This is a genomic window from Acetomicrobium thermoterrenum DSM 13490 (genome assembly GCF_900107215.1).
Classification (GTDB): Bacteria; Synergistota; Synergistia; order Synergistales; family Acetomicrobiaceae; genus Acetomicrobium; species Acetomicrobium thermoterrenum.
In genome coordinates this window covers 128,258-148,788 of the sequence record NZ_FNPD01000002.1, presented here as the reverse complement: position 1 = coordinate 148,788, position 20,531 = coordinate 128,258, and the positions used below count along the sequence as shown (strand labels likewise).

Annotated in this window: 24 protein-coding genes, 1 tRNA gene and 1 other RNA gene; 22 read left to right on the top strand and 4 right to left on the bottom strand. The window is 46.0% G+C overall.

Features of this window, described 5'->3' with window-relative positions:
• Nucleotides 1-34: 34 nt before the first annotated feature.
• From nhaC to BLU12_RS02320, 4 genes are all read right to left on the bottom strand, one after another.
• Nucleotides 35-1,462, bottom strand: a complete 1,428-nt coding sequence (gene nhaC, locus BLU12_RS02335) for a Na+/H+ antiporter NhaC (RefSeq protein ID WP_091460288.1) — start codon at nucleotides 1,460-1,462, stop codon at nucleotides 35-37.
• Nucleotides 1,463-1,591: 129 nt separating this feature from the next.
• Nucleotides 1,592-1,789: a sulfur carrier protein ThiS gene (gene thiS / locus BLU12_RS02330; protein WP_091460286.1), complete on the bottom strand. Its 198-nt coding sequence runs from the start codon at nucleotides 1,787-1,789 to the stop codon at nucleotides 1,592-1,594.
• Between the two features lie 4 nt (nucleotides 1,790-1,793).
• A complete protein-coding gene (locus BLU12_RS02325) occupies nucleotides 1,794-3,962 on the bottom strand; it encodes an aldehyde ferredoxin oxidoreductase family protein (protein ID WP_200778692.1) in 2,169 nt (722 codons plus the stop codon).
• A gap of 17 nt (nucleotides 3,963-3,979) precedes the next feature.
• A complete protein-coding gene (locus BLU12_RS02320; RefSeq protein ID WP_091460284.1) occupies nucleotides 3,980-4,363 on the bottom strand; it encodes a 4Fe-4S binding protein in 384 nt (127 codons plus the stop codon).
• Nucleotides 4,364-4,540: 177 nt separating this feature from the next.
• On the opposite strand from BLU12_RS02320, the gene BLU12_RS02315 reads away from it, so the two are divergent.
• The 22 genes from BLU12_RS02315 to BLU12_RS02210 all read left to right on the top strand — a co-directional run bounded on the left by BLU12_RS02315 (nucleotide 4,541) and on the right by BLU12_RS02210 (nucleotide 20,515).
• Nucleotides 4,541-5,866, top strand: a complete 1,326-nt coding sequence (locus BLU12_RS02315) for a pyrimidine-nucleoside phosphorylase (RefSeq protein ID WP_091460283.1) — start codon at nucleotides 4,541-4,543, stop codon at nucleotides 5,864-5,866.
• A gap of 89 nt (nucleotides 5,867-5,955) precedes the next feature.
• A tRNA-Pro gene (locus BLU12_RS02310) sits at nucleotides 5,956-6,033 on the top strand.
• Nucleotides 6,034-6,097: 64 nt separating this feature from the next.
• Entirely contained in the window at nucleotides 6,098-6,556 is a 459-nt protein-coding gene (gene smpB, locus BLU12_RS02305; protein WP_091460281.1) for an SsrA-binding protein SmpB, read from the top strand.
• A 2-nt stretch (nucleotides 6,557-6,558) separates the two neighbouring features.
• Nucleotides 6,559-6,911: a transfer-messenger RNA gene (gene ssrA, locus BLU12_RS02300) on the top strand.
• A 147-nt stretch (nucleotides 6,912-7,058) separates the two neighbouring features.
• Nucleotides 7,059-8,933 carry a translational GTPase TypA gene (gene typA / locus BLU12_RS02295; protein WP_091460280.1) on the top strand — a complete coding sequence of 625 codons (1,875 nt, stop codon included), beginning with the start codon at nucleotides 7,059-7,061 and terminating at the stop codon, nucleotides 8,931-8,933.
• A 200-nt stretch (nucleotides 8,934-9,133) separates the two neighbouring features.
• Nucleotides 9,134-10,372 (top strand): COG1470 family protein, encoded by a 1,239-nt coding sequence (locus tag BLU12_RS02290; protein ID WP_091460278.1) that lies wholly within the window; start codon nucleotides 9,134-9,136, stop codon nucleotides 10,370-10,372.
• 2 nt (nucleotides 10,373-10,374) lie between these two features.
• Nucleotides 10,375-11,307 carry an ABC transporter ATP-binding protein gene (locus BLU12_RS02285; RefSeq protein ID WP_091460276.1) on the top strand — a complete coding sequence of 311 codons (933 nt, stop codon included), beginning with the start codon at nucleotides 10,375-10,377 and terminating at the stop codon, nucleotides 11,305-11,307.
• A gap of 6 nt (nucleotides 11,308-11,313) precedes the next feature.
• Complete coding sequence (locus BLU12_RS02280; protein ID WP_091460274.1) at nucleotides 11,314-12,252, top strand: ABC transporter permease; 939 nt, start codon at nucleotides 11,314-11,316, stop codon at nucleotides 12,250-12,252.
• A 202-nt stretch (nucleotides 12,253-12,454) separates the two neighbouring features.
• The gene (locus tag BLU12_RS02275; protein WP_091460272.1) at nucleotides 12,455-12,943 is read left to right on the top strand and encodes a Na+/H+ antiporter subunit E; all 489 of its coding nucleotides are present in this window, start codon (nucleotides 12,455-12,457) and stop codon (nucleotides 12,941-12,943) included.
• Nucleotides 12,940-13,194 carry a monovalent cation/H+ antiporter complex subunit F gene (locus BLU12_RS02270; protein ID WP_091460270.1) on the top strand — a complete coding sequence of 85 codons (255 nt, stop codon included), beginning with the start codon at nucleotides 12,940-12,942 and terminating at the stop codon, nucleotides 13,192-13,194. The genes BLU12_RS02275 and BLU12_RS02270 overlap by 4 nt, the downstream gene beginning before the upstream one ends.
• A 1-nt stretch (nucleotide 13,195) precedes the next feature.
• Nucleotides 13,196-13,567, top strand: coding sequence for a monovalent cation/H(+) antiporter subunit G (mnhG, locus tag BLU12_RS02265; RefSeq protein WP_091460268.1), 372 nt, complete (start codon nucleotides 13,196-13,198; stop codon nucleotides 13,565-13,567).
• Nucleotides 13,564-13,839, top strand: a complete 276-nt coding sequence (locus tag BLU12_RS02260) for a Na(+)/H(+) antiporter subunit B (RefSeq protein WP_009200519.1) — start codon at nucleotides 13,564-13,566, stop codon at nucleotides 13,837-13,839. Before mnhG ends, BLU12_RS02260 begins: the two co-directional genes overlap by 4 nt.
• Nucleotides 13,826-14,095, top strand: coding sequence for a hydrogen gas-evolving membrane-bound hydrogenase subunit E (gene mbhE / locus BLU12_RS02255; protein ID WP_091460266.1), 270 nt, complete (start codon nucleotides 13,826-13,828; stop codon nucleotides 14,093-14,095). The genes BLU12_RS02260 and mbhE overlap by 14 nt, the downstream gene beginning before the upstream one ends.
• Before the next feature lie 5 nt (nucleotides 14,096-14,100).
• Entirely contained in the window at nucleotides 14,101-14,595 is a 495-nt protein-coding gene (locus tag BLU12_RS02250; RefSeq protein ID WP_091460264.1) for an MnhB domain-containing protein, read from the top strand.
• Nucleotides 14,585-14,932: a sodium:proton antiporter gene (locus tag BLU12_RS02245; RefSeq protein ID WP_091460263.1), complete on the top strand. Its 348-nt coding sequence runs from the start codon at nucleotides 14,585-14,587 to the stop codon at nucleotides 14,930-14,932. Before BLU12_RS02250 ends, BLU12_RS02245 begins: the two co-directional genes overlap by 11 nt.
• The gene (locus tag BLU12_RS02240; RefSeq protein ID WP_091460261.1) at nucleotides 14,929-16,488 is read left to right on the top strand and encodes a proton-conducting transporter transmembrane domain-containing protein; all 1,560 of its coding nucleotides are present in this window, start codon (nucleotides 14,929-14,931) and stop codon (nucleotides 16,486-16,488) included. The genes BLU12_RS02245 and BLU12_RS02240 overlap by 4 nt, the downstream gene beginning before the upstream one ends.
• Nucleotides 16,488-16,829, top strand: coding sequence for a hydrogenase (locus BLU12_RS02235; RefSeq protein ID WP_091460260.1), 342 nt, complete (start codon nucleotides 16,488-16,490; stop codon nucleotides 16,827-16,829). The genes BLU12_RS02240 and BLU12_RS02235 overlap by 1 nt, the downstream gene beginning before the upstream one ends.
• A 12-nt stretch (nucleotides 16,830-16,841) precedes the next feature.
• Nucleotides 16,842-17,318: an NADH-quinone oxidoreductase subunit B family protein gene (locus BLU12_RS02230; RefSeq protein WP_091460258.1), complete on the top strand. Its 477-nt coding sequence runs from the start codon at nucleotides 16,842-16,844 to the stop codon at nucleotides 17,316-17,318.
• Complete coding sequence (locus BLU12_RS02225) at nucleotides 17,311-17,856, top strand: NADH-quinone oxidoreductase subunit C (protein WP_091460256.1); 546 nt, start codon at nucleotides 17,311-17,313, stop codon at nucleotides 17,854-17,856. Before BLU12_RS02230 ends, BLU12_RS02225 begins: the two co-directional genes overlap by 8 nt.
• A gap of 14 nt (nucleotides 17,857-17,870) precedes the next feature.
• Entirely contained in the window at nucleotides 17,871-19,106 is a 1,236-nt protein-coding gene (locus tag BLU12_RS02220; RefSeq protein ID WP_091460254.1) for a hydrogenase large subunit, read from the top strand.
• Nucleotides 19,103-20,098: a respiratory chain complex I subunit 1 family protein gene (locus tag BLU12_RS02215; protein WP_091460253.1), complete on the top strand. Its 996-nt coding sequence runs from the start codon at nucleotides 19,103-19,105 to the stop codon at nucleotides 20,096-20,098. The genes BLU12_RS02220 and BLU12_RS02215 overlap by 4 nt, the downstream gene beginning before the upstream one ends.
• Nucleotides 20,099-20,110: 12 nt before the next feature.
• Entirely contained in the window at nucleotides 20,111-20,515 is a 405-nt protein-coding gene (locus tag BLU12_RS02210; protein ID WP_091460251.1) for a 4Fe-4S binding protein, read from the top strand.
• Nucleotides 20,516-20,531: the final 16 nt, after the last annotated feature.

Here is a 20,531-nt window from a genome sequence, read left to right as displayed (position 1 = left end):
AACCCCCCTCTATTTTTTAAAAGGACCACTCGAATCACTCTTCGGTCATTTGGCCAAGTCGTAATACAGTTTCGGGCTCTTCGTCAAGTCTGGTCATGGTGATATTGAAATAACCGAAGATAATTAAAGTCAAAACGGTCAAAATATTAAAAAAAGCATATGGTCCATACATAAAGGGAGATATCCCTAATGTTCCCTTTATGAAGGCTCCGCAGGTGTTCCACGGAACCAATGATGACGTAACCGTTCCGGAACACTCCAGAGCTCTAGACAAATTTTTGGGGTGAAGCCCCATTTTTTGGTAGGCATTTGCATACATTCGGCCTGGCAAGACGATCGAAATGTACTGTTCTGGAAGTAGCATATTTGAAGCTATGCATGTCCCTGCCGTTGCTGCAACCAAATTGCCCGTGGTCTTGACTTTGCTGAGAAGGGCATCAACAAGGACCTCGAGTTGCTTTGTCCTTTCCATTATGCCTCCGAACATCATTGCTATTATCGTAAGGGATATCGAATACATCATTCCCGTCAAACCCCCAGCGGTTAAAAGTTCATCGATCATTTCGTTGCCGGAAATGCTTTCGTATCCGCTGTATCCTGCGTTAACTATATCTCCGAAGTTAACGTCTTGAAATATTACTGCTGCAATCGCTCCTGCTATGATGCCGATTGTGATACCTGGAATGGCAGGTGCCTTTAAGGCGATGCATATTATTACTATTATTGGCGGCAATAATAGCAGAGGATTGATGCTGAACTGCAAGGCGAGGGCATCCTGTATAGATTTTATCTGAGACAGATCGACATTAGTGGAGGAGTATTTCATCCCTAAGAATAAAAATATCAAGATCGCTAAAGGATAAGAAACTGCACTGACTTTCAAGGTGTGTTTAATGTGGGTAAACAAGTCTGTTCCGGCCATGGCTGGAGCAAGGTTGGTCGTGTCCGAGAGGGGCGATATTTTGTCGCCAAAATATGCGCCACTTATTATCGCGCCTCCCGTTTGCGCCGGAGGTATCCCGAGGCCAGCTCCTATGCCCATCAGGGCGATGCCCATTGTCCCGATGGTTCCCCATGAAGTACCTGTGGCTAGAGACACTATGGAACAAATTAACAATGTCGCTACGAGGAAAAATTTTGGCGAAATGACCATAAGTCCGTAATAAATCATGGATGGAACTACGCCCGCTTTTATCCACACTCCTATCAGTAATCCGATAATTGCAAGTATCACTATTGCTTGCAAAGCCTGGGTAATTCCCTGCATCATACCCGTCTCGATATCTTTCCATTTGTAACCGACCTTGAGTGCGATGATGCTTGCAAAGAGCGATCCCATTAATAGTGGAACGTGAGGATCTGTGTGATATACTGCGAGGCAGATTGCCATTACGAAGATCAGCGCTCCTATTGAGATCAACGAATCGATGATCCTTGGCCTAGGTTCTCCTTTTACCTCCAATTAAAACGCCCCCTAACCTGTGTAGTTATTTTTCAATGGACACTTCTACAACGAACGTTGTAGAAGTGTCCATTGAAAAGTTATATTTATGACGAAAGGTGAGTTTTCGTTGACTTAATGGCGGGGCTATTACCCTCCACTAATCATGTGTATGACTTGAACTTCATCGCCGTCGTTGACGGTGGTTGTCTCAAACTTGTCGCGGGGGACGGGTTTATCGTTAATCCAAACTCCGATCATGGGAAAGACAAACCTTTTGGCCTCGAGGATGTCTTTTACAGTAAGCCCCGGACGCCACTCCATCTCCTCGCCGTTTACTCTTATCATATTCTTACTCCTCCCAGTTATCCTCGGGATTTGAGTGTTTTCTCACCACTTCTACGACATCCGGATAGTCGATTCCTAAACGCTTCAAGGTCTCTACTGTTGGAATGCCGTTTTTGTTCCAGCCCCTGCGCTTGTACACTGCATCTACCAGCTGTTCCCATTGAGACAGGCGATATTCCTGTAATTTCCGGATCTTTTCTTCGGTGGTCAGACCTTGGGGATCTATGCCTGCCGCCTTTAATTCGTTATCGTAATATTCCGCCCTGGCCTCCCACTCTTCGGGAAAAACGGGTCCAATTGCCCTCAAGGGTATGTTATGTTCTCTTCGTGTTCCCTTGCCCAGTCTCAGTTGGAATACTCTTTGGAAGTTGTATACTCTTTCGGATTGGACTATTAGCTCTTCTTTGGTGATGTTCTTCCCGGTTACAGCGTTGAAGAGATCGACGTAGTTTTGAACGTGTTCCGGAACTTTTGCGGCCTCTATACCTTTATATTTGATCACGTTGTCCGCAGGTTCGATATCGTTCCATGGCAGTTTGCAGAGGCCAACCAGGGAGAACCATAGCCTGAAGTTGGGGAAGTAGTGAAGCGCCTCAGCTTTATCCTCGAAGGTGGGAAGTTGTTTGTTTACCCTATCCATGAAAATAAGCCAGGCTTCATCGTGTTGAGGGCCTTTAAGGGTGAGGAAATAACCGCCCCACTGAGCTACGGATTCCTTCGGGACGTACTCTGATACTTCTATGCCCTGGCCTTCCATTCCTATCTTTTCCATCACGTCGAAGGGGGCTCCGTATTTTTCCGCGAATGCCTTTTTCATTTTATGTATGCCAAGCCCTACAATGCGGGCGAATTCATCGTCTCCGCGACCCATTCTGTGTATCAATTCCATAAGATCATCTTTCGAGCCGAACTTCAGCTCGAGCCCGTTGGTGATATCTTTATTTAGAAAACCCAATTCGAAGCATTCACATACGAAAGCGAGTCCCGTTCCCAAGGATATGGTATCGATGCCGTAATGATCGGCGTAAAAGTTTGCTTCAATGATCCATTCGGGATCGAATATGCCGATGTTCGATCCCAACCCTGCACATGTCTCGTATTCAGGGCCGTCGACGGTAACCTTTTTGCTCTTCAAAGGACCTGTCTTTAGTTCGAAACCATCTACTGCTTTCGCGCAGGCCATGGAGCAGCCATACCAACATCCGTCAGGTATTCCTTGCGTGAATAGTTTTTCGAATATTTTAGAGTGGATCTTCGAAGCCTCAGGGTGTTGGCCGAACTTGTAGTTGTGAACAGGTAGGAGATGATATTCGTTCATTATTTCGTTTAAATGAGGGGTGCCCACTTTGCGCATTTTGTTCTGTTGGTCGTCCAGGTCTCTGATCTCCTTGTGGAGCTTAAGGCCCATCCTTTGCAGCACCGATATATCTGCAGGGTTGTTGCTGGCAGGACCTACGCCCCTTTTTTTGACGACGATGGCAGCGATTTTTTTGTCTCTAAATACGGTTCCACCGCCTCCTCTTCCTGCTTGTTTCAGGCGCGGAGTTTTGCGCCTCAAGTCGTAGAAACTCATGTTGAGACATCCCCAATTAGTGGTTTCTGCCCCCTTTCCGGTTGACACGACCGATATGTTGCGTTTGTCCTCTTCGCTGTCTGCAAAATACTCGTGCAAAGCTTCTGTAATGGTAACGGCATTTATATCCTCGAAGGGAGATTCGTAAACTTCAACTTTATTGTTGTCTCCATCGATGAAAAGTATTACATCCCTGTCGGATTTGCCCTGAACCTCCAAGGCGTCCCACCCGGAAAATTTAAGCAAAGGACCGAAATAGCCTCCTGCGTTACTGTCGTAGGTCTGCTCTGTCAGCGGTGAGATGAACACGGTATAACATTTTCCGGAGCCGGGGTATTGGGTGATGCCGCACAAAGGACCGCCTGAAATTACCAACTCGTTTTCAGGATCGTTCCACTTTGTGGTGTCCTTCACTGCGTCCCAGAGCAGCTTAAGTCCGAATCCCCTTCCGCCGACGAACTTCTCCTTCATATCTTCCGTAACGGGTTTTTCTATAAAAGAGCGATCGCCAATGTTGACGTAAAGCGTCCTTCCGGCATATCCTCTTTCGATTTTTTTCGGTTCGTATTTCCATTCCGCAAGAAGCTTCATCTTCTCCACGGATTATCCCCCCTTTGTTAATCTTGCTTGATCTCAAGTGCCTCCGACGGGCACTCTTTGCTGCAGATGCCGCAGGCTATACATTTGAAAGGCTTTTCTCTTTTTTCGACAACGAACATGCTTTCCGTCGGGCAAAATCCTGCGCACATGAGGCATCCGACGCACTTGCTTTCATCAATGCGTACCACTCCGCTGTTATCTCGTTTGATGGCCAAAGTAGGGCAATAATCGATGCACTCGCCACACTGATTACATACGTTGATAGCATAACCCGATTCGCTGCTGCTTACCTGAATCCTAGATAGTTCTTTGTCCTCTTCTTTGAACCAAGTCTTTGAACAGGTTAACATACAACTTTCGCATCCCACGCATCTTTCCGGATATGTTGCAAGCCATTTCATTCCTTTCCCCCCTTTGTCGCCTTACAAATTTCCTTTCCCCCTTGGGCGAATCTAAAATGCCTCTGTGTCATAATTATATAGTATAAATTATTATTTAACTATACATAACAATCTAATTTACAAAAAATTTTGTTATGATAGATGTGACAAAGATGACGGGAGGTTACAAATATAGATATGAGAGCAGTTGATATTATAAAGAAGAAAAGAGACGGGAAGCCTCTGAGTGAGGAAGAAATAAATTTTTTAATAAAGGGTTGTTCATCCGATGATATTCCTGACTATCAAATAACAGCATTTTTGATGGCCACGTATTTTAGGGGCATGAGCTACGAGGAAGTTGCATCTTTCACCTTAGCCATGGCCAATTCGGGAAAAATAGTGGACTTATCTTCCATAAAGGGCGTAAAAATCGACAAACACAGCACAGGAGGCGTGGCCGATACGACAACTTTAATTGTTTGTCCCCTTGTAGCTGCTTGCGGAGTCCCTATAGCTAAAATGTCGGGAAGAGGGCTCGGACACACCGGAGGAACCTTGGATAAGCTCGAATCTATACCGGGTATGAGGGTTTCTTTGCCCCTTGAGGAATTTGTCGATATAGTAAACACCATAGGCATCTCTATAATTGGCCAGACGGAAGATCTTGTCCCTGCCGACAAAAAGCTTTACGCACTGAGAGACGTTACCGCCACAGTGGATTCCATTCCGCTCATTGCCAGCTCCATTATGAGTAAAAAGATTGCCGGCGGATCCGACGGCATAGTTTTAGATGTAAAAGTAGGGAACGGAGCCTTTATGAAGGATGTCGATGAAGCTGCAAAACTGGCGAAGACCATGGTTAACATAGGCGAAAGTGCAGGCAAAAAGACTGTGGCGGTCATAACGGATATGAATCAGCCTTTAGGGCAGGCAATCGGAAACTCCCTGGAGGTGATGGAAGCCTGTGAGGCGTTGAAGGGCAGGGGTAATAGAGATTTGATGGAGGTATGTTTTGCACTTGGAAGTTTAATGTCGATCTTGGCTGGCGTAGCGAAAGACAGAGAGGAAGCCCTGGATCTATTGATAGATGTGCTTAATTCCGGTAGGGGAATGATGAAGCTAAAGGAAATGGTCATGGCTCAGGGCGGTGACGTGAATGCGCTGGAAGATTATTCTTTACTCCCTCAAGCGAGATTTAAATACGAACTAAAAGCAAAAGTAGATGGCTACGTCTCAAAGATGGCTGCCGAGAGGCTTGGGATATGTGCTATGAAGCTTGGGGCTGGAAGAGAGAGAAAAGAAAGCAGGATCGACCTGTCGGCAGGTATATTTCTAAATAAAAAGGTAGGAGAATACGTAAATAAGGGAGAAAATATAGCCACACTCTACGGAAACGACGAAAAACGCCTCCAAGAGGTATTGCCAGAAGCGGAAGCTTCGATAAAGATATCAGGGCAAAAAGAAGGCAGGAGGAAGCTCGTATATGGGATCGTCAGGAGAGATGGCATTGAGATGTTTTAACCCTCAACCGAAGATGTCGCTACGAAGAGGGTCATGGGCAAAAAATTGCAGTTGAAAATAGCCTCTTTTGATGATAATATTTCCTAGCTCGGGGCGTAGCGCAGTTTGGTTAGCGCGCCTGGTTCGGGACCAGGAGGTCGGAGGTTCAAATCCTCTCGCCCCGACCATTTTTTTTGATCAATATTGACTATCAAGCTGTGTTTTGTTAGAATTGGTATCGGAGGAAGGGTGATGGATAAGAAAATAGTTGCTCAAAACAGAAGAGCTCGACACGATTATTTCATTCTTGAAACCTATGAAGCCGGTCTTGTTTTAACTGGCACGGAGATCAAGTCGATTCGTGCGGGACGAGTTAACTTGAAGGATGGATATGCCAGGATAGAAAACGGCGAATGCTGGCTATATAATGTCCATATATCACCTTATGAAAAAGGCACCTACTACAATCACGATCCTCTGAGACCGAGAAAGTTATTACTTCATAAAGACGAAATCAAAAGGCTCATCGGCAAAACTCAGCAAAAAGGCTTGACACTCATTCCGCTTTCAATCTACTTAAAAAACGGAAAATGGGCAAAGGTCGAGTTGGCGTTAGCCCAGGGCAAGAAAGTTTACGATAAACGCCATGCCATAGCAGAAAGAGACGCCCGGCTTCAGATGGAAAGGGCGCGAAAGATTACGAAAACTTAAACGGGGGCGAATGGTGTCGACGGCAAGCGGAGGGTCGTGAAGAGCGGGCCGAGGTCCCCGCAAACCTCGTTAAACAGGCGGGAAAACAATAATTGCCAACGAAAATTACGCACTGGCTGCTTAGTTAGCGGCCACGTCCGCGATGTCGCCGCCACCGCGATATCGACGGGCGTCACAATAGGTGGCTAGTTCTCAGGCAGCTCCTCCCTGTCTGAGGGGACACTTCAGGAGGATAGGCAAGCGCGATTCTGTCCCTGGGAGAGCGCTTAGCCGAAAACTAAAACAGGGACTATGCCCGTAGAACTTCACGGCTGGCCCTTGTCGGACGGGGGTTCGATTCCCCCCGCCTCCACCAGAAGACAACGAGCAGTCCCCAACCGGATATGGGGGGCTGCTTTTTTGTTTGGTATACATATGGTTTGTATATTTTGCTGTATAATACAAATTTGTTTGCCTCTAAGCGAGGCGTAAATTGCATTGGAAAGAAGGAATGGACAGAATTATGAACGATATCTCCAAGATACGCAATGTGGCCATTATAGCCCATATCGATCACGGCAAGACCACTCTCCTTGATTCTATTTTTCGGGCAACGAGGCTGTTTAGGGAAAACGCGAAAGTCGAAGATCGGGTGATGGACAACGATGAATTGGAGCGCGAACGGGGCATAACCATAAGATCCAAACATTGTTCTGTTCAGTGGAAAGATTATTTGATAAATATCATCGATACACCCGGACATGCAGATTTTTCGGGAGAAGTAGAGCGAGTGCTGTGTATGGTAGATTCGGTTTTGCTTTTGGTGGATGCCAACGAGGGGCCAATGCCTCAGACCAGATATGTCTTGATGCGCGCTTTGAAAGCCAGGCTTAAGCCCATCGTGGTGCTAAACAAAGTTGATCGGCCAAACGCAAATGTGCAAGCTGCTTTGAATGCCACCTTCGACTTATTCTTGGAATTAGGTGCAACGGACGAACAAGCGGACTTTCCCGTCCTTTATGGCTCGGGGCTTCACGGTTGGTTCGTCAAAGACATGGAAGATGAAGAGCGCGAAGGAATGGACGCTCTCTTTGAAACGATAATAAATTATGTACCTGCTCCTCTTGGCGACGTCAACAAACCATTTTTGATGCAGGCAACTACGTTGACCTGGAATAATTACATAGGAAGAGTCGGATGCGGAAGGATACTGCAAGGAAAGATAAGGAAAGGGGACACGATTGTCAGGACGAGCACCAGGTGGCAGGACAAGGATAAAGGCGAGTGGGAAATAACCGGTCGAGAATTGGCGAAGGTGAACCATCTTTGGGTTACAAAGGGATTGAAACCAGTGGAGATTGAGGAGGCATCTGCTGGCGATGTGGTTTGGATTGCCGGCCCTGAGGATATAATGATCGGTGACACCCTGTCCTTCGAAGAAAATGCGGATTCCCTGCTCACTCCGCTTGACATAGAAGAACCGACGGTTTCAATGTTCTTTCTCGTAAATAGCGGACCCTTTGCGGGCAAGGAGGGCAAACCCGTCACCTTGAGACAAATGAAGGAACGGTTAATGCAAGAGGCAAGGGCAAATGTCGCGCTGAAGGTCGAGGATATCGGCAGACCCGACGGGCTTAAGGTATCGGGCAGGGGAGAGCTGCATCTCGCTATTCTGATCGAAGAGATGCGGCGCGAAGGGATGGAATTTTGCGTATCCCGACCCGAGGTAATTATTAAATACGACAATGACAACAACCTCTTGGAACCTCTTGAGCAACTTATTATTGATGTGCCCGAGGAATATCAGGGAGTAGTCATAGAAAAGATCTCCAAAAGAAAGGGAGAATTCATGAGCGTTCAAAACCTTGGGACCGGTTTGCTTCGTTTGGAGTTCAACATTCCGACCAGGGGGCTTATAGGTTATCGGACTGAGTTTCTTACCGATACTAGGGGTTTGGGAATAATGTCATCCCGATTTATAGGTTACGATTTGTGGCGGGGGGAAATATCCGGTCGAAACAGAGGATCGATGGTCAGCATGGATACAGGAGAGGCGACGAGCTATCAGCTGGATAATTTACAGCACAGAGGTACGCTATTTATATCGCCTATGGATCAGGTTTATGAGGGAATGATCATCGGAGAGCATTCCAGGCCCAATGATTTGCCATGCAACCCTACAAAGAAGAAACACGTTACCAATCATCGTTCCGCATCTAAGGATACTCCGATAATTCTCGACGTCCCAAGGAAGCTTACTTTGGATGCAGCCCTTGAATGGATCGCCGAAGATGAGCTTGTCGAAGTGACCCCGTTTTCCGTAAGGGTAAGGAAGAGCATTTTACGGCAGGAGGACCGCAAAAAGGCTGCGAAGAAAGTGGCGGTTACGGTAAATTGATATTCACTTTTTAGCTGGTTCTGTAGTGTTAGTACTTGGGGCAGGCTATTCAAGTCTTATTATAAAATACTTCTTTAGGTATATTGGCTTTGGGCTGGCCTAAGCAAATGAGTTGTGAGTCCTCCTTGAACTTTCATGGATAGTGGGGTATCCTTTCCAAGGATATGAAAATAAATTAAACGGGAGGGTGAGGGGTATCCATGAACATGTTCGGTAGCGCTTATAAAAAATGTATCCTATTTACATTTCTAATTGGTATTTCGTTTATGCTTTTTGCCGGTGTGGCGATTGCACAGCAGGGAGGATTTACGCTACACATACCCTTTACCGGCATCGAAATGGGTACTGAAGACGACGTCAACGTCGATGTAAATTTAAGGAACGCCACAAATAACGATATTGAAGTAACGCTTAACCTGGAGAGAGATCCAAAGGCGAACAATTGGGATGTCAGGTTCATAAGTTCTCAATGGGGTGGTTTTGGCGTCAACAGGGTTCGTTTAGGGACCGGAGAGGAAAATAGAGAAGTCACGATTAAGTTGCATATCAAGCCTGGAGAAAATGCCGAACCCGGAAATTACAAGTTCGCAGTGAAGGCTTCGGCTAACGGAATTACGAAAGAGTATCCTGTTTTTGTGCATCTAAAAGGCGGTAAAGTTGCGGTCGATTCGGGTGCGGGGAAATTGGAACTCGAAACCAAGTATCCCGTTTTAGAGGGCGCTGCAGGCAAATCTCTGAGTTTTGAAATTAAGGTGAAAAATAACTCCGATAAAGATGCAGTAGTAGATTTTGTTACTGTTACTCCATCGGGTTGGAATGCCTATGTGACTCCCCGATGGGAGACGGAAAAGCGCGTAAATTCCATTAAAATTGCTTCAAATTCTAGCGAGACCCTGAACTTTACAGTCGTTCCTCCCATCGAATCCGAAAAAGGGGAGTATCCTTTGGAGTTTCATGCCAAGGTTGGAGACAGTGACGTTAAATTGGATTTAAAAGTTATCGTCGAGGGAACCTATAAATTGCAGATAGCACCGGAGAGCAGAAGGCTCAACTTCGATATGGTAGCTGGGAAAGAAAGCCAGCAGGTATTTTACGTCTGGAACGAAGGGTCGGCACCGATAGAGAACATATCTTTCCTGGTGGTCAGCAAGCCTGAGGATTGGGAAATAACCTTTAAGCCCGATAAAATAGGCGTGCTTGAGCCCCTTGCAAAGACCGAAAAACCCGAAATAGTCGAAATCACTTTTAAAGCACCCGAGAGGGCGATCCCCGGGGATTATCAAGTAGTGCTTACGGCAGCAGGCGACCAAGACAGAAAGTCTATAGAACTGAGAGCCACGGTCAAAGTTCCCACTACGTGGGGATGGATAGGCGTAGGTGTTATCGTAATTGTCATCGCTTTGTTGTTTGGAATTTTTGCAAAGCTCAAGAGGCGATAAAGATGGAATTGGTGGTTGAGGCTCGGGATATCGTAAAAAAATATGGCGATTTCAAAGCGGTAGATGGCATTAGTTTTCACGTGGCCCAGAGCAAGATCTTTGGGCTTCTCGGGCCTAACGGCGCAGGAAAAACTACGACCATATTGATGCTTTTAGGGATGACAGAACCAACGGCAGGGGAAATAAAGGTTTGTGGATATGACCCAAATAAAGAGCCTCTCAAAGTCAAGCGGATTGCTGGTTATTTGCCGGAAAACGTCGGTTTCTACGAAGATATGACGGCGAGGGAAAACTTGCTTTACCTTGCAAGGTTGAACGGCATCCCGGATGATGTTGCTATCAAAAAAATTGATGATATTTTAGAAACGGTGGGCCTTTCGGATGTGAGGGACAAGCTCACCGGCACATATTCCAAGGGAATGAGGCAGAGGCTGGGTCTTGCCTCTGTCCTTATCAAAGATCCCAAGCTGGTCATTCTGGATGAACCCACTACAGGGATAGATCCAGAAGGAACAGAACAGGTATTAAGCTTAATTTATAAGATGAGCAAAGAAATGGGTGTCAGCATTTTGCTCAGCTCCCATCTTTTGTATCAGGTTCAGCAGATTTGCGACAGGGTCGGCATAATGTTTAAGGGCAAGATGGTCGCCATGGGGAGCATAGAAGAAATAGGCCGGCAAGCCTTGGGCGAACGTGAAGGGATTATGAAGCTGTCATACGAGTATATTAACGAGGAGGCATTAAATAAACTCGACGGAATTGAAGGGATTGTAGAGAAGAGAATTGACAATCATTCGATCATCCTAAAATTTAACGAGGATAAAAAACTTGATATAGTGCGCGAAGTTGTAATGAGAGGCTTCCTTCCTATCGAGGTCAAGGGGAGAGAATATAGCCTGGAAGAGATATATATTAGATATTTTCGGGAGGAGTGATTCGGGATGGGCGGATTACTTCCCGTGTTTTTAAAAGAGCTCACGGATCAGTTTGGAAGTAAGAGGTTCATGTTGATAACCTTGATCATAGTTATCACAGGGCTCTTTTCTTCATATACAGCCTCTGAGGCGCTGAAGGAACAACAGTTTTTGAACGAGGAGTATTTATTCCTTGGTCTTTTTACTTCATCGGGTGGAGGATTGCCTTCATTCTTGTTTTTCATCAGCTTCTTTGGGCCTCTGCTTGGCATCATTTTGGGTTTTGATGCGATTAACGGCGAACGCACAAGGGGCACCTTGAGTCTCATCCTTTCTCAGCCGATTTATCGCGATGCGATTATAAACGGAAAGTTTCTGGCCTCTTTAACGACGGTGGCCATAATGATAGCCAGCATAATGGTCATGATTGCCGGTATCTCTATTGCGAAATTAGGAGTCGTTCCTAACGGACAAGAGGTAGTGAGGGCGATTTTGTTTTTTATTGCCTGTATTTTGTATATTGCCTTTTGGATGAGTTTGGCGATACTTTTTTCCATTATTTTTGAAAAAAGTTCTACATCCGCTTTGACCTCAATAGCCTTGTGGATTTTTCTGTCCTTCTTTGTATATATGATTGCAGGTGTTGTAGCCGATAAGATCTATCCTATCACGCAACAATCTACTCCGGAGCTTTTGGCAAAGCACGAGAGCTTGAGGACCATGTTGCTCAGGTTTTCTCCTGCCGTTCTTTTAGAAGAAATATCTGCTGCCCTTTTAAATCCGACAGTCAGAGTCTTTGGTCCCATGTTTGAAACGCAGCTTAAAGGGTTGATTTTGACCCCTCTTTCGCTTGGTCAGAGTGTGTTAGTGGTGTGGCCGCAATTTGTTGCGCTGATTGCTGCTTCGGTCATATGTTTTGCCGTCTCTTATTTGGCGTTTATGAGGAAAGAAATTAGATCCATATAGAGCATAGATTTCAAAGTGAAGTTTTATTTTTAGTTAATCATCAGATTAGATTTTTTAACTGGATTTATTGCTGTTAATATTTTAGAATGGCTTTTAAGCCATGGTCACATCTTTTCAGTCATCTCTTTATGCATGACTGAAAAGATGTTTGTGTGTCTAGCAAGTTTTTTATTAGAGATATACCCAGGGGGGTGTCTAATGAATGGTAATCTTTTTGGCTTCAGTCATTATGTATTTGTTGCTCGTTTGGTCTGGAGGGTCAATCCCCTTAAATGAAGTAGTCATCGCTATAGCCTTGGGTGGGATCATAACATATGCCTGTCGCTCTTGGAGCCCCGGGTTATACAGGATGACTGCGCTAAGGCCCGACAGATGGTTTAAATTGCTTGCCTTTATCTTTGGCCCCTTTCTCTGGGGGATGACAAAGGCAAATTTCGACGTTGCCTACAGAGTCATAACGGGGAAGATAAATCCCGGTATAGTGAGGGTTCAAACTTCGTTAAAAAATGCCTACGCCATGACTATGTTGGCCAATTCAATAACCTTGACTCCAGGTACTTTAACCGTCGACGTGGATCAGGAAAGCGGCACCTATTATATTCACTGGATAAACATTAATAATGTTGATCCAAGCGGAAAAGATGTTTATGGTTCCTTTGAAGATTGGGCTAGGAAGGTGGTTGAAGAATGAGCGTGTTTTCCTTTGCCTTTTTAATACTCAGCCTTGCTATACTCGCCATGTCGGGGCGTTTGATTATGGGCCCGACTACTCCGGATAGGGTCGTTGCTTTAGATACGTTGAATACTTTTGTGGTTGCCACTATGGTAATTTTGGGAGCGTTGTTCGATTCAATTGTCATGGTAGACATTGCTATCGTCTATGCTGCCCTGTCCTTTGTCGGCACATTGTTCATAGCGCGCTATATCGAAGGGGGTTTCTAAAGTGGATGGCTCAACAATTCTTATAAAGATACTGTTGGGAATTGGGTTAGCCTTCAATGTCCTTGGCGTTGTTGCTCTTTATAGGTTTCCCGATGTATATACTCGTCTGCATGGAACCACGAAGTGTACTACCTTTGGTTCTATATTTACATCGGCATCGGTAGTGGTTTACTCGATATCCAAATACGTGACGACCGGAGAGCCCAGGTTTATGACCTTTGCCATCCACGTCATTATAGCAATATTTGCGCTTTTGATTACCAATCCTACGGCTGCCCACGCTATAGCACGTGCAGCACATAAAAGCGGGATAAAGCCAATTGGAATCGTCGATAAGTTATCGGAAGAAAAGGCGGGTGAAAAGTTCTCATGATGGATATTGCCCATATTGCTATATTGTTGATGATCGTGATATCCGCTTTTTTCGCAATCTGGTTTGATAATCTGCTGAATGCGGTGATTTCGCTTTGCGTTATGAGCCTGCTCATCTCTCTGGAATTTTATATATTGCAGGCTCCTGATGTAGCGATTGCCGAAGCGGGCATAGGAGCCGGACTTACTACAGCCATTTATATAATGGCCCTCAAAGCTTGTCGGTCATCTCGTTGGCCCGGAAAGGGGAACGATAAAAATGAAAGGTCCTAGGGTAATTTTTTTGATCTTCTTCGTCATATTTGCGGGGATTTTGTGTCAAGGATTATATAATATCCATCCCTTTGGAGAACCGCGTGTATCGGCTATGGACGATTATTTCATAAACAATGCCCAGAGCGAGCGGGCAGCCAACAATGTAGTGACGTCAATAGTGTTTGATTACAGAGGTTTCGATACTCTCGGTGAAGCGGCGGTGCTTTTTACGGCGGTAATGTCTGTGGCCGCTCTCTTTCGGAAGGAGGAGTAGCAGCAATGAAGCCCCTATCAATAGTTGTTAGAACGATTTGCAATATTTTTGCCTGGTTTGTTGCAATCTTTGGAGCCTACGTCATACTTCACGGCCATCTGACGCCTGGCGGCGGTTTTCAGGGCGGAGCTATAGTGGCAACCTTTATAGCCCTTCTATTGGTTGCGCATGGAGGAAAGAGCTTCTTGGGATGGGTTAAAAAGGAAATTTTCTCCTCCTTTGAGGGCGCCGGGTTGGTTGCTTTTGTATGTGTCGGTTTTTTGGGCTTGTCTACGACCTTTCTATATAACTTTCTGGCTTTGAAAGGCGGCTTGTTTGGATCTGCCGTACCTTTAGGGCCCAATGCGGGCGTTCTGAACAGCTCCGGCACCATAGCGTTGGCCAATATAGCCGTAGGCCTTGAAGTCGTGGGTGGTCTTTCGACCATTCTCGTCTTTATGTTCTTAGGAATGCGTTATGTCTCTGAAGGCGGCAAGGAGGGGGTAAAGGATGATAAATAACATTCCCATGTTAACAGTCGGAGCATTATTCGTCATTGGGTTATATGGAGTTTTGTTTAAGCGCAATATCATAAAAATAGCCATTGGCATTAGCATAATAGAGTCGTCCACGAACCTTTTTTTGATAGTCCTTGGCTATCGGACGGGAGGTTCCATACCCGTTTACACATTGGCAGGCGAGTTCAAAAAAATGGTCTTGCCGACACCGCAAGCCTTGACGCTTACAGCAATAGTCATTGGTTTAGCTACTACTGCGCTTTTGTTGACGTTGATCATGCTTCTTTACAAACATTACGGGACACTGGACGTCCACGAGATAAGGAGGCTTAAGGGATGAGTTGGCAGGTACATCTTCCCGCTTTGGTAGTTTCCGTCCCATTGTTAGGAGCCTTTATTTCTATTGCAATGGTAAAACCGCGATTGCGTAATCTATGGTTTGCAACAATTTTAGTGGCTACGACAGTTTTGGCCTTTCTTATGTGGAGATACGTCGCAATCAACGGTACATTGGTCTATGTAATGGGTGGCGAAAGATGGAACCTTACGCTTCCTTCGGGTATGACCTTGCCCATCAGGATAATTATGGAGGTCGATGCATTCGGGGCTTTTATGGCTCTTGCCGGGTCTATAGCCACCTTGGCCAGCGGTTTGTTCTCCGTAAGGTTCTTAGATCGTGTTAATGATGGAAATAAGTTTGTGGCCCTATTTTTCCTCCTTTTTGCCGGCATGCTGGGCCTTGAGGTGACGGGAGACTTCTTTAATTTCTTCGTCTTTCTCGAGATCGCTTCAGTGGCGTCCTTCGGGTTGATAGCCTTTTGGCGCGACAGGCCCGAAGCGATAGAAGCGAGCTTTAAATATGCCGTATTGTCGACCTTTGTGGCCCTCATTTTTTTGATAGGCGTTGGTATCCTGTACGGTGTGTATGGGACGCTTAATATGGCAGCAATAGCCAAAAACATGCAGGTGGGTTTCCTGGAAAAGCTTGCCTTGGTGCTTTTTATCGTTTCTTTGGCTATGAAAAGCGGGGCCGTTCCCTTGCATATGTGGGAGCCAGATGCATACGGTCAGGCGCCGGCAGGCGTTTCTTGTTTCCTCGTTGTGGTTGGACAAGCCTCGCTTTACGGGATGTTTAGAATTGCTTTTTCCGTTTACGGGCAGGCTTTTGAGGGCAACGTGCTTGCATGGGTGATAATAGTTTTGGGTTTGCTTTCCATGTTTATAGGGGTAATAATGGCAGTTATACAAAAGGAAGCGAAGCGCCTGATGGCATATCACTGCATTTCGCAGACGGGTTACATGCTTATGGGCATAGGTTTGGGATTGCTCGCCCTTTCTAGTTCGCAAGCCATGAGCGAATACGGTTTTACGGCAATGAAGGGCGGTATTTTCCATATAATCAACAATGCAATGTATAAGGGATTGCTCTTTTTGACAGCGGGTTCCCTTTTTTACGCTACCGGGACGACGAATCTTAACAAGCTTGGGGGATTGGCCAGGAAAATGCCCTATACGACCTTCATGTTTGCGGTTGCGGCGGCTGCTATTGCAGGTTTGCCTCCCTTCAACGGTTTCGTCTCCAAGCTTTTGATATACGAATCCTCTTTTGTGGTTCATCCCTTTTTGGCTGTGGTCGCGATGGTAACCTCTATATTGACCCTCGCTTCTTTTGTCAAGGTCTTTCAGTCGGGCTTTTTGGGTCCGTCAAGGGATAACTTGAATAACGTCAGAGAAGTACCGTTGAGCATGGTTGTGGGTATGATGGTCCTTTGCGTCATGATAATTTCTCTTAGCTTGATGCCGAATTGGGTGTTAGCTAATTTAATTGAACCTGCTGCCCGCGATTTAGTTAACCAAGCCAGTTACATTCAGGCAGTAATGGGGAGTGGTCTATAATGGTCCTCGGGACTGTATACACAGGATTTGGCTTTTGGAACGTATATGCTTGGGTTATGTTCTTTGCCCTTGGAGCTCTTATTGTTTTATTCTTGCGCTCGACGGGAAGAGGAGACTACGAAAAGGGCACATATCAGGATGAAGTATTTTACGGAGGAAATCCAGTTCCCCAAGACGGCGAGGATTTGGCCGTTCCCGCCAGTTCGTCCTACTGGGGTTTTACGAAAGCGCTTTCTCGTTTCTACGATGTGTTGGTGAGCATGCACACGGGAATACTGTCCGATTACATGGGGATTTTGGTCGTAACTGTTGCCGTCATTTCGATTTTGATTCTTTTATAGGAGGACGTGGATATGTTTAAGGTGGACATAAAGAAAGAACTTGGAATTTTGCCGAGGTCGATATGGGCCTTTCATTGCAACAGCGGGTCCTGTAACGGTTGCGATATAGAAATTGTTGCCTTGCTTACGCCCAGATACGACATAGAACGCTTTGGCATGAAGTTAGTAGGGACTCCAAGGCATGCCGATGCCTTATTGGTCACCGGACCGGTTACGAAATATATGACTGATAGGTTGAGGAGAGTTTATGCTCAAATGCCCAATCCTAAGGTGGTAATAGTCGTAGGAAATTGTGGTGCCTCCGGGGACGTGTTTTATAAATCCTACAACTTAGACGGTCCTGTGGATCAAATACTTCCTGTAGATGTCTATGTACATGGCTGTCCGCCGAGGCCTGAGGCGATCATCGATGGCGTGACTAAGGCGATCGCAAAGCTCGAGGAGAAAAGAAACGAGCTGCTTGGGACGGGAGGCATTGCCGATGTTTAAATACAGCCTGAACCCCCTTCCTAAAACGCCTGAGGAGATAAAATCTTTCTTGGAAGAAAGGTTGGCTAATAACCTGGAAAGCTTGGAGATAAGAGAGATGGTGGCCGGAGCAGAAGAAAAGATGTCCTTTTATGACATGTGGATCACATGCGACAAAGGTGCCTTTATTGATCTTGTCGACTCCCTCTTTATGCTCGATTTCCCTATATTTCATGTGATATCCGGAGACGATGCGGGAGATTTCGTATTGCTGAATTACCATTTCTCTCTCTTTACCAGTGCGGGACGAGGCAAAAGAGTGGGCGTTGTCGTCTCTGTAAAAGTTCAAAAGAATGATCTTACGATGCCTTCTCTTTATGATAAGATTCCTGGCATTGAATACAGCGAGCGAGAGATGCATGAGATGCTAGGCGTGTCTTTCGAGGGGTTGCCGGATCAATCGTTGGTATTTTTGCCCGAAAATTGGGATGAAAAGGTTCATCCCTGGCGGCGTGACGATTCCGGGTTATCTCCCAAACATATACGGGAACTTTCTTGAAAAGGTGATGAGCGATGGCTATTGAAGAGGGAAAAACTTATACTATTCCGATCGGTCCTGTTCATGTAGGCCTCAAGGAGCCGATTACCGCCTGGCTGCAAGTTGATGGCGAAAGAATTGTAGATGTGCGCATACGGCCTGGCGCAATACATCGAGGGATTGAATATATGGCAAGGGAAAGAAATCCCATTCAAGTCATATATCTGGCGGAAAGGATATGTGGTATCTGTTCATTTGCTCACATAATTTCCTTTGTGAGGGCTGTAGAAGATGCTGCCAGCATTCCAGTTCCTCCGAGGGCAAAGTATATACGCACTATCTTGCTGGAGCTTGAACGTATACACTCCCATATCCTCTGGGCTGGCGTAGCTTGTTATACCTTCGGATACGACTCAGCCTTCAATTTGGGTATGTTGCTTCGGGAAAAGGTCATGGATGTATTGGAGGCCATGACGGGCAATAGGGTAAATTATGGCGTCGGTACGATAGGGGGCGCTCGTCGGGATATAACTTTCCAAGTGGCTGAAGCAATAAAAGAAATGGTCGAATATTACAAGCGGGAGTTCTCGTATTTTTATAATGCCGTTACCGAGGATCCTATCGTCAAAGCCAGGATGCGAAACGTTGGCGTGCTTTCCGAACAAGATGCCGTGAAATATTGTGCCGTTGGCCCCACGGCGCGTGCCAGCGGATTGCGCGTTGACCTCAGATGGTCTTCCCCCTATGAGGCTTACGAGGATTTGAAGGTAGAGCCAATTGTTCCGCAGGATTACTTCGGCAATGCTCAGGGCGATGTTTTCGACAGATTTTTCGTGAGGGTCATGGAGGTTTATCAATCTTTGGAAATTATAGAACAATGCATGGACGGCCTGCCGGAAGGGCCGATCATGCATGAGCCGAAACCAGCAAAACTGTTGAACCTGTTAAAGACAGCTGATGGTGTAGGCCAATCATCTATAGAAGCGCCTCGAGGAGATGATACTCATGTCGTCAAACTGACTCAGGCGCAGGAAAACGTTACGTGGTGGAAGGTCAGAGCTCCAACCTATGCGAATGCCATGTCGTGGCCCATTATGTTTAAAGATCAGGAGATAGCTGATGCTCCGCTAATCATTAACAGCATAGACCCCTGCATTTCTTGTATGGAGAGGATGTTGGTCGTTAATGAGAAAGGTTCATCTACTATCGCGACCAAGGAGGAGCTGATAAGGATGTGCCGTGATAAGACGAGGAGGCTGATGCATAGATGAGCCCGCTGCTTACGAAGATTGTATCGGGTTTTGCGCTCTTTTGCCTTGTTATATTGATTGCTCTTTTGTATGAAGGAGTCGATAGGATCGTTCACGCTCGAATGCAGAGGCGCTTTGGACCGCCCTTGCTGCAGCCTTTTTACGATGTAATAAAATTGTTGGGAAAGGAGTCCATAGTTCCCAGAAGGGCTGTCAGGGCCGTGTTTCAGGCATCTCCTTGGATGGCCATGGCGTTGACGCTGTTGATCTTTTTATATATTCCCATCGGTTCCATACCGCCAATCTTGGCCGGAAACGGAGATATTATTTTAATACTCTACCTACTCGCAGCTTCCGCTGTGATGATGGTTATCGGAGGCTTCGCCAGCGGCTCTCCCTATGCCAACGTCGGGTCACAGCGGGAAATGGTCTTGATGATGAGCTATGAGCTTCCCTTGGCACTCGTAGTTTTGACTCTGGCATGGTTGGTATACAAGAGGGGAGTTCCGGGAGCTCCTTTTAGCTTGGAGACCTTTGTCGCCGTTCCTGTATGGAATACCGTCGGTTTGATTGGCGGCATGGGAATTTTTGCCCTTCTTCTCTCCTTGCTGGGAGTGGTTCCGGCAGAAGTGGGCAAGGTCCCGATGGATATTGCCGAGGCCAAGACGGAGATTTTGGAAGGCTTCTTGGCTGAATATTCGGGAAGGAATTTAGCGCTGTTTAAACTCACTTTTGCCCTACGATCCCTTGCCATGTCTGCATTGTTGGTACCGCTCTTCTTCCCCTTTTCGCTGGGCAAGTTGTTTGGCTTAAACGGAGCATCATTCGTGCTGGTAGATTTTATCTGGTTTTGGGTAAAGGTGTTTCTGGTTCAGATTGTGGCCATTACTGTAGTCAGGACGATGTACGGAAGGTTTAAAATATGGCAGGCCTCCCAATTTTACTGGTTTCAAATGGGAGGGTTGGCGCTGGCGGGGATGGTCCTCGTTACGCTAGATGTGATGTTTTTTTAGGAGGGACACAAAATGATAAATAAAATGTTATTTATCAACATCAAGCAATTCTTCAAAAAGCCCTTTACCAATTTGTTTCCGCTGGCGCACATACCGGATCACTTGTTGGCTGTATTGAAAAGGGTTAAATCGGGCGAGGTAGAGCTTAACCCACCAGTGCCAACGCCCGAGGGCTTCAGGGGAAGGATAGCATACGATAAAGATAAGTGCATCGGCTGCAGATTGTGCGTAAGAGTATGTCCCGCCAATGCTATATCCTATATAACGGAGGAAAAGAAAATTATGGTACATGTTGACCGATGTTGTTTCTGTGCTCAATGTACCGAGATATGCCCTGTACAGTGTCTATCGATGAGCAACGAGTTCTTACTGGCCTCCTATAATAGAAAAGAACAGGTTGTGGTGGGGAATAATTAGAAATACGAATACAAAA

Coding starts and splice junctions, on each gene's coding strand:
- BLU12_RS02270 (WP_091460270.1), top strand. CDS start 12,940: ATGAGCGTGTTTTCCTTTGCCTTTTTAATACTCAGCCTTGCTATACTC.
- smpB (WP_091460281.1), top strand. CDS start 6,098: ATGGATAAGAAAATAGTTGCTCAAAACAGAAGAGCTCGACACGATTAT.
- BLU12_RS02210 (WP_091460251.1), top strand. CDS start 20,111: ATGATAAATAAAATGTTATTTATCAACATCAAGCAATTCTTCAAAAAG.
- BLU12_RS02285 (WP_091460276.1), top strand. CDS start 10,375: ATGGAATTGGTGGTTGAGGCTCGGGATATCGTAAAAAAATATGGCGAT.
- BLU12_RS02315 (WP_091460283.1), top strand. CDS start 4,541: ATGAGAGCAGTTGATATTATAAAGAAGAAAAGAGACGGGAAGCCTCTG.
- thiS (WP_091460286.1), bottom strand. CDS start 1,789: ATGATAAGAGTAAACGGCGAGGAGATGGAGTGGCGTCCGGGGCTTACT.
- typA (WP_091460280.1), top strand. CDS start 7,059: ATGAACGATATCTCCAAGATACGCAATGTGGCCATTATAGCCCATATC.
- BLU12_RS02225 (WP_091460256.1), top strand. CDS start 17,311: ATGTTTAAATACAGCCTGAACCCCCTTCCTAAAACGCCTGAGGAGATA.
- BLU12_RS02245 (WP_091460263.1), top strand. CDS start 14,585: ATGATAAATAACATTCCCATGTTAACAGTCGGAGCATTATTCGTCATT.
- mbhE (WP_091460266.1), top strand. CDS start 13,826: ATGAAAGGTCCTAGGGTAATTTTTTTGATCTTCTTCGTCATATTTGCG.
- BLU12_RS02215 (WP_091460253.1), top strand. CDS start 19,103: ATGAGCCCGCTGCTTACGAAGATTGTATCGGGTTTTGCGCTCTTTTGC.
- BLU12_RS02250 (WP_091460264.1), top strand. CDS start 14,101: ATGAAGCCCCTATCAATAGTTGTTAGAACGATTTGCAATATTTTTGCC.
- BLU12_RS02320 (WP_091460284.1), bottom strand. CDS start 4,363: ATGAAATGGCTTGCAACATATCCGGAAAGATGCGTGGGATGCGAAAGT.
- BLU12_RS02260 (WP_009200519.1), top strand. CDS start 13,564: ATGATGGATATTGCCCATATTGCTATATTGTTGATGATCGTGATATCC.
- BLU12_RS02290 (WP_091460278.1), top strand. CDS start 9,134: ATGAACATGTTCGGTAGCGCTTATAAAAAATGTATCCTATTTACATTT.
- BLU12_RS02235 (WP_091460260.1), top strand. CDS start 16,488: ATGGTCCTCGGGACTGTATACACAGGATTTGGCTTTTGGAACGTATAT.
- BLU12_RS02275 (WP_091460272.1), top strand. CDS start 12,455: ATGGTAATCTTTTTGGCTTCAGTCATTATGTATTTGTTGCTCGTTTGG.
- BLU12_RS02230 (WP_091460258.1), top strand. CDS start 16,842: ATGTTTAAGGTGGACATAAAGAAAGAACTTGGAATTTTGCCGAGGTCG.
- BLU12_RS02220 (WP_091460254.1), top strand. CDS start 17,871: ATGGCTATTGAAGAGGGAAAAACTTATACTATTCCGATCGGTCCTGTT.
- BLU12_RS02280 (WP_091460274.1), top strand. CDS start 11,314: ATGGGCGGATTACTTCCCGTGTTTTTAAAAGAGCTCACGGATCAGTTT.
- BLU12_RS02240 (WP_091460261.1), top strand. CDS start 14,929: ATGAGTTGGCAGGTACATCTTCCCGCTTTGGTAGTTTCCGTCCCATTG.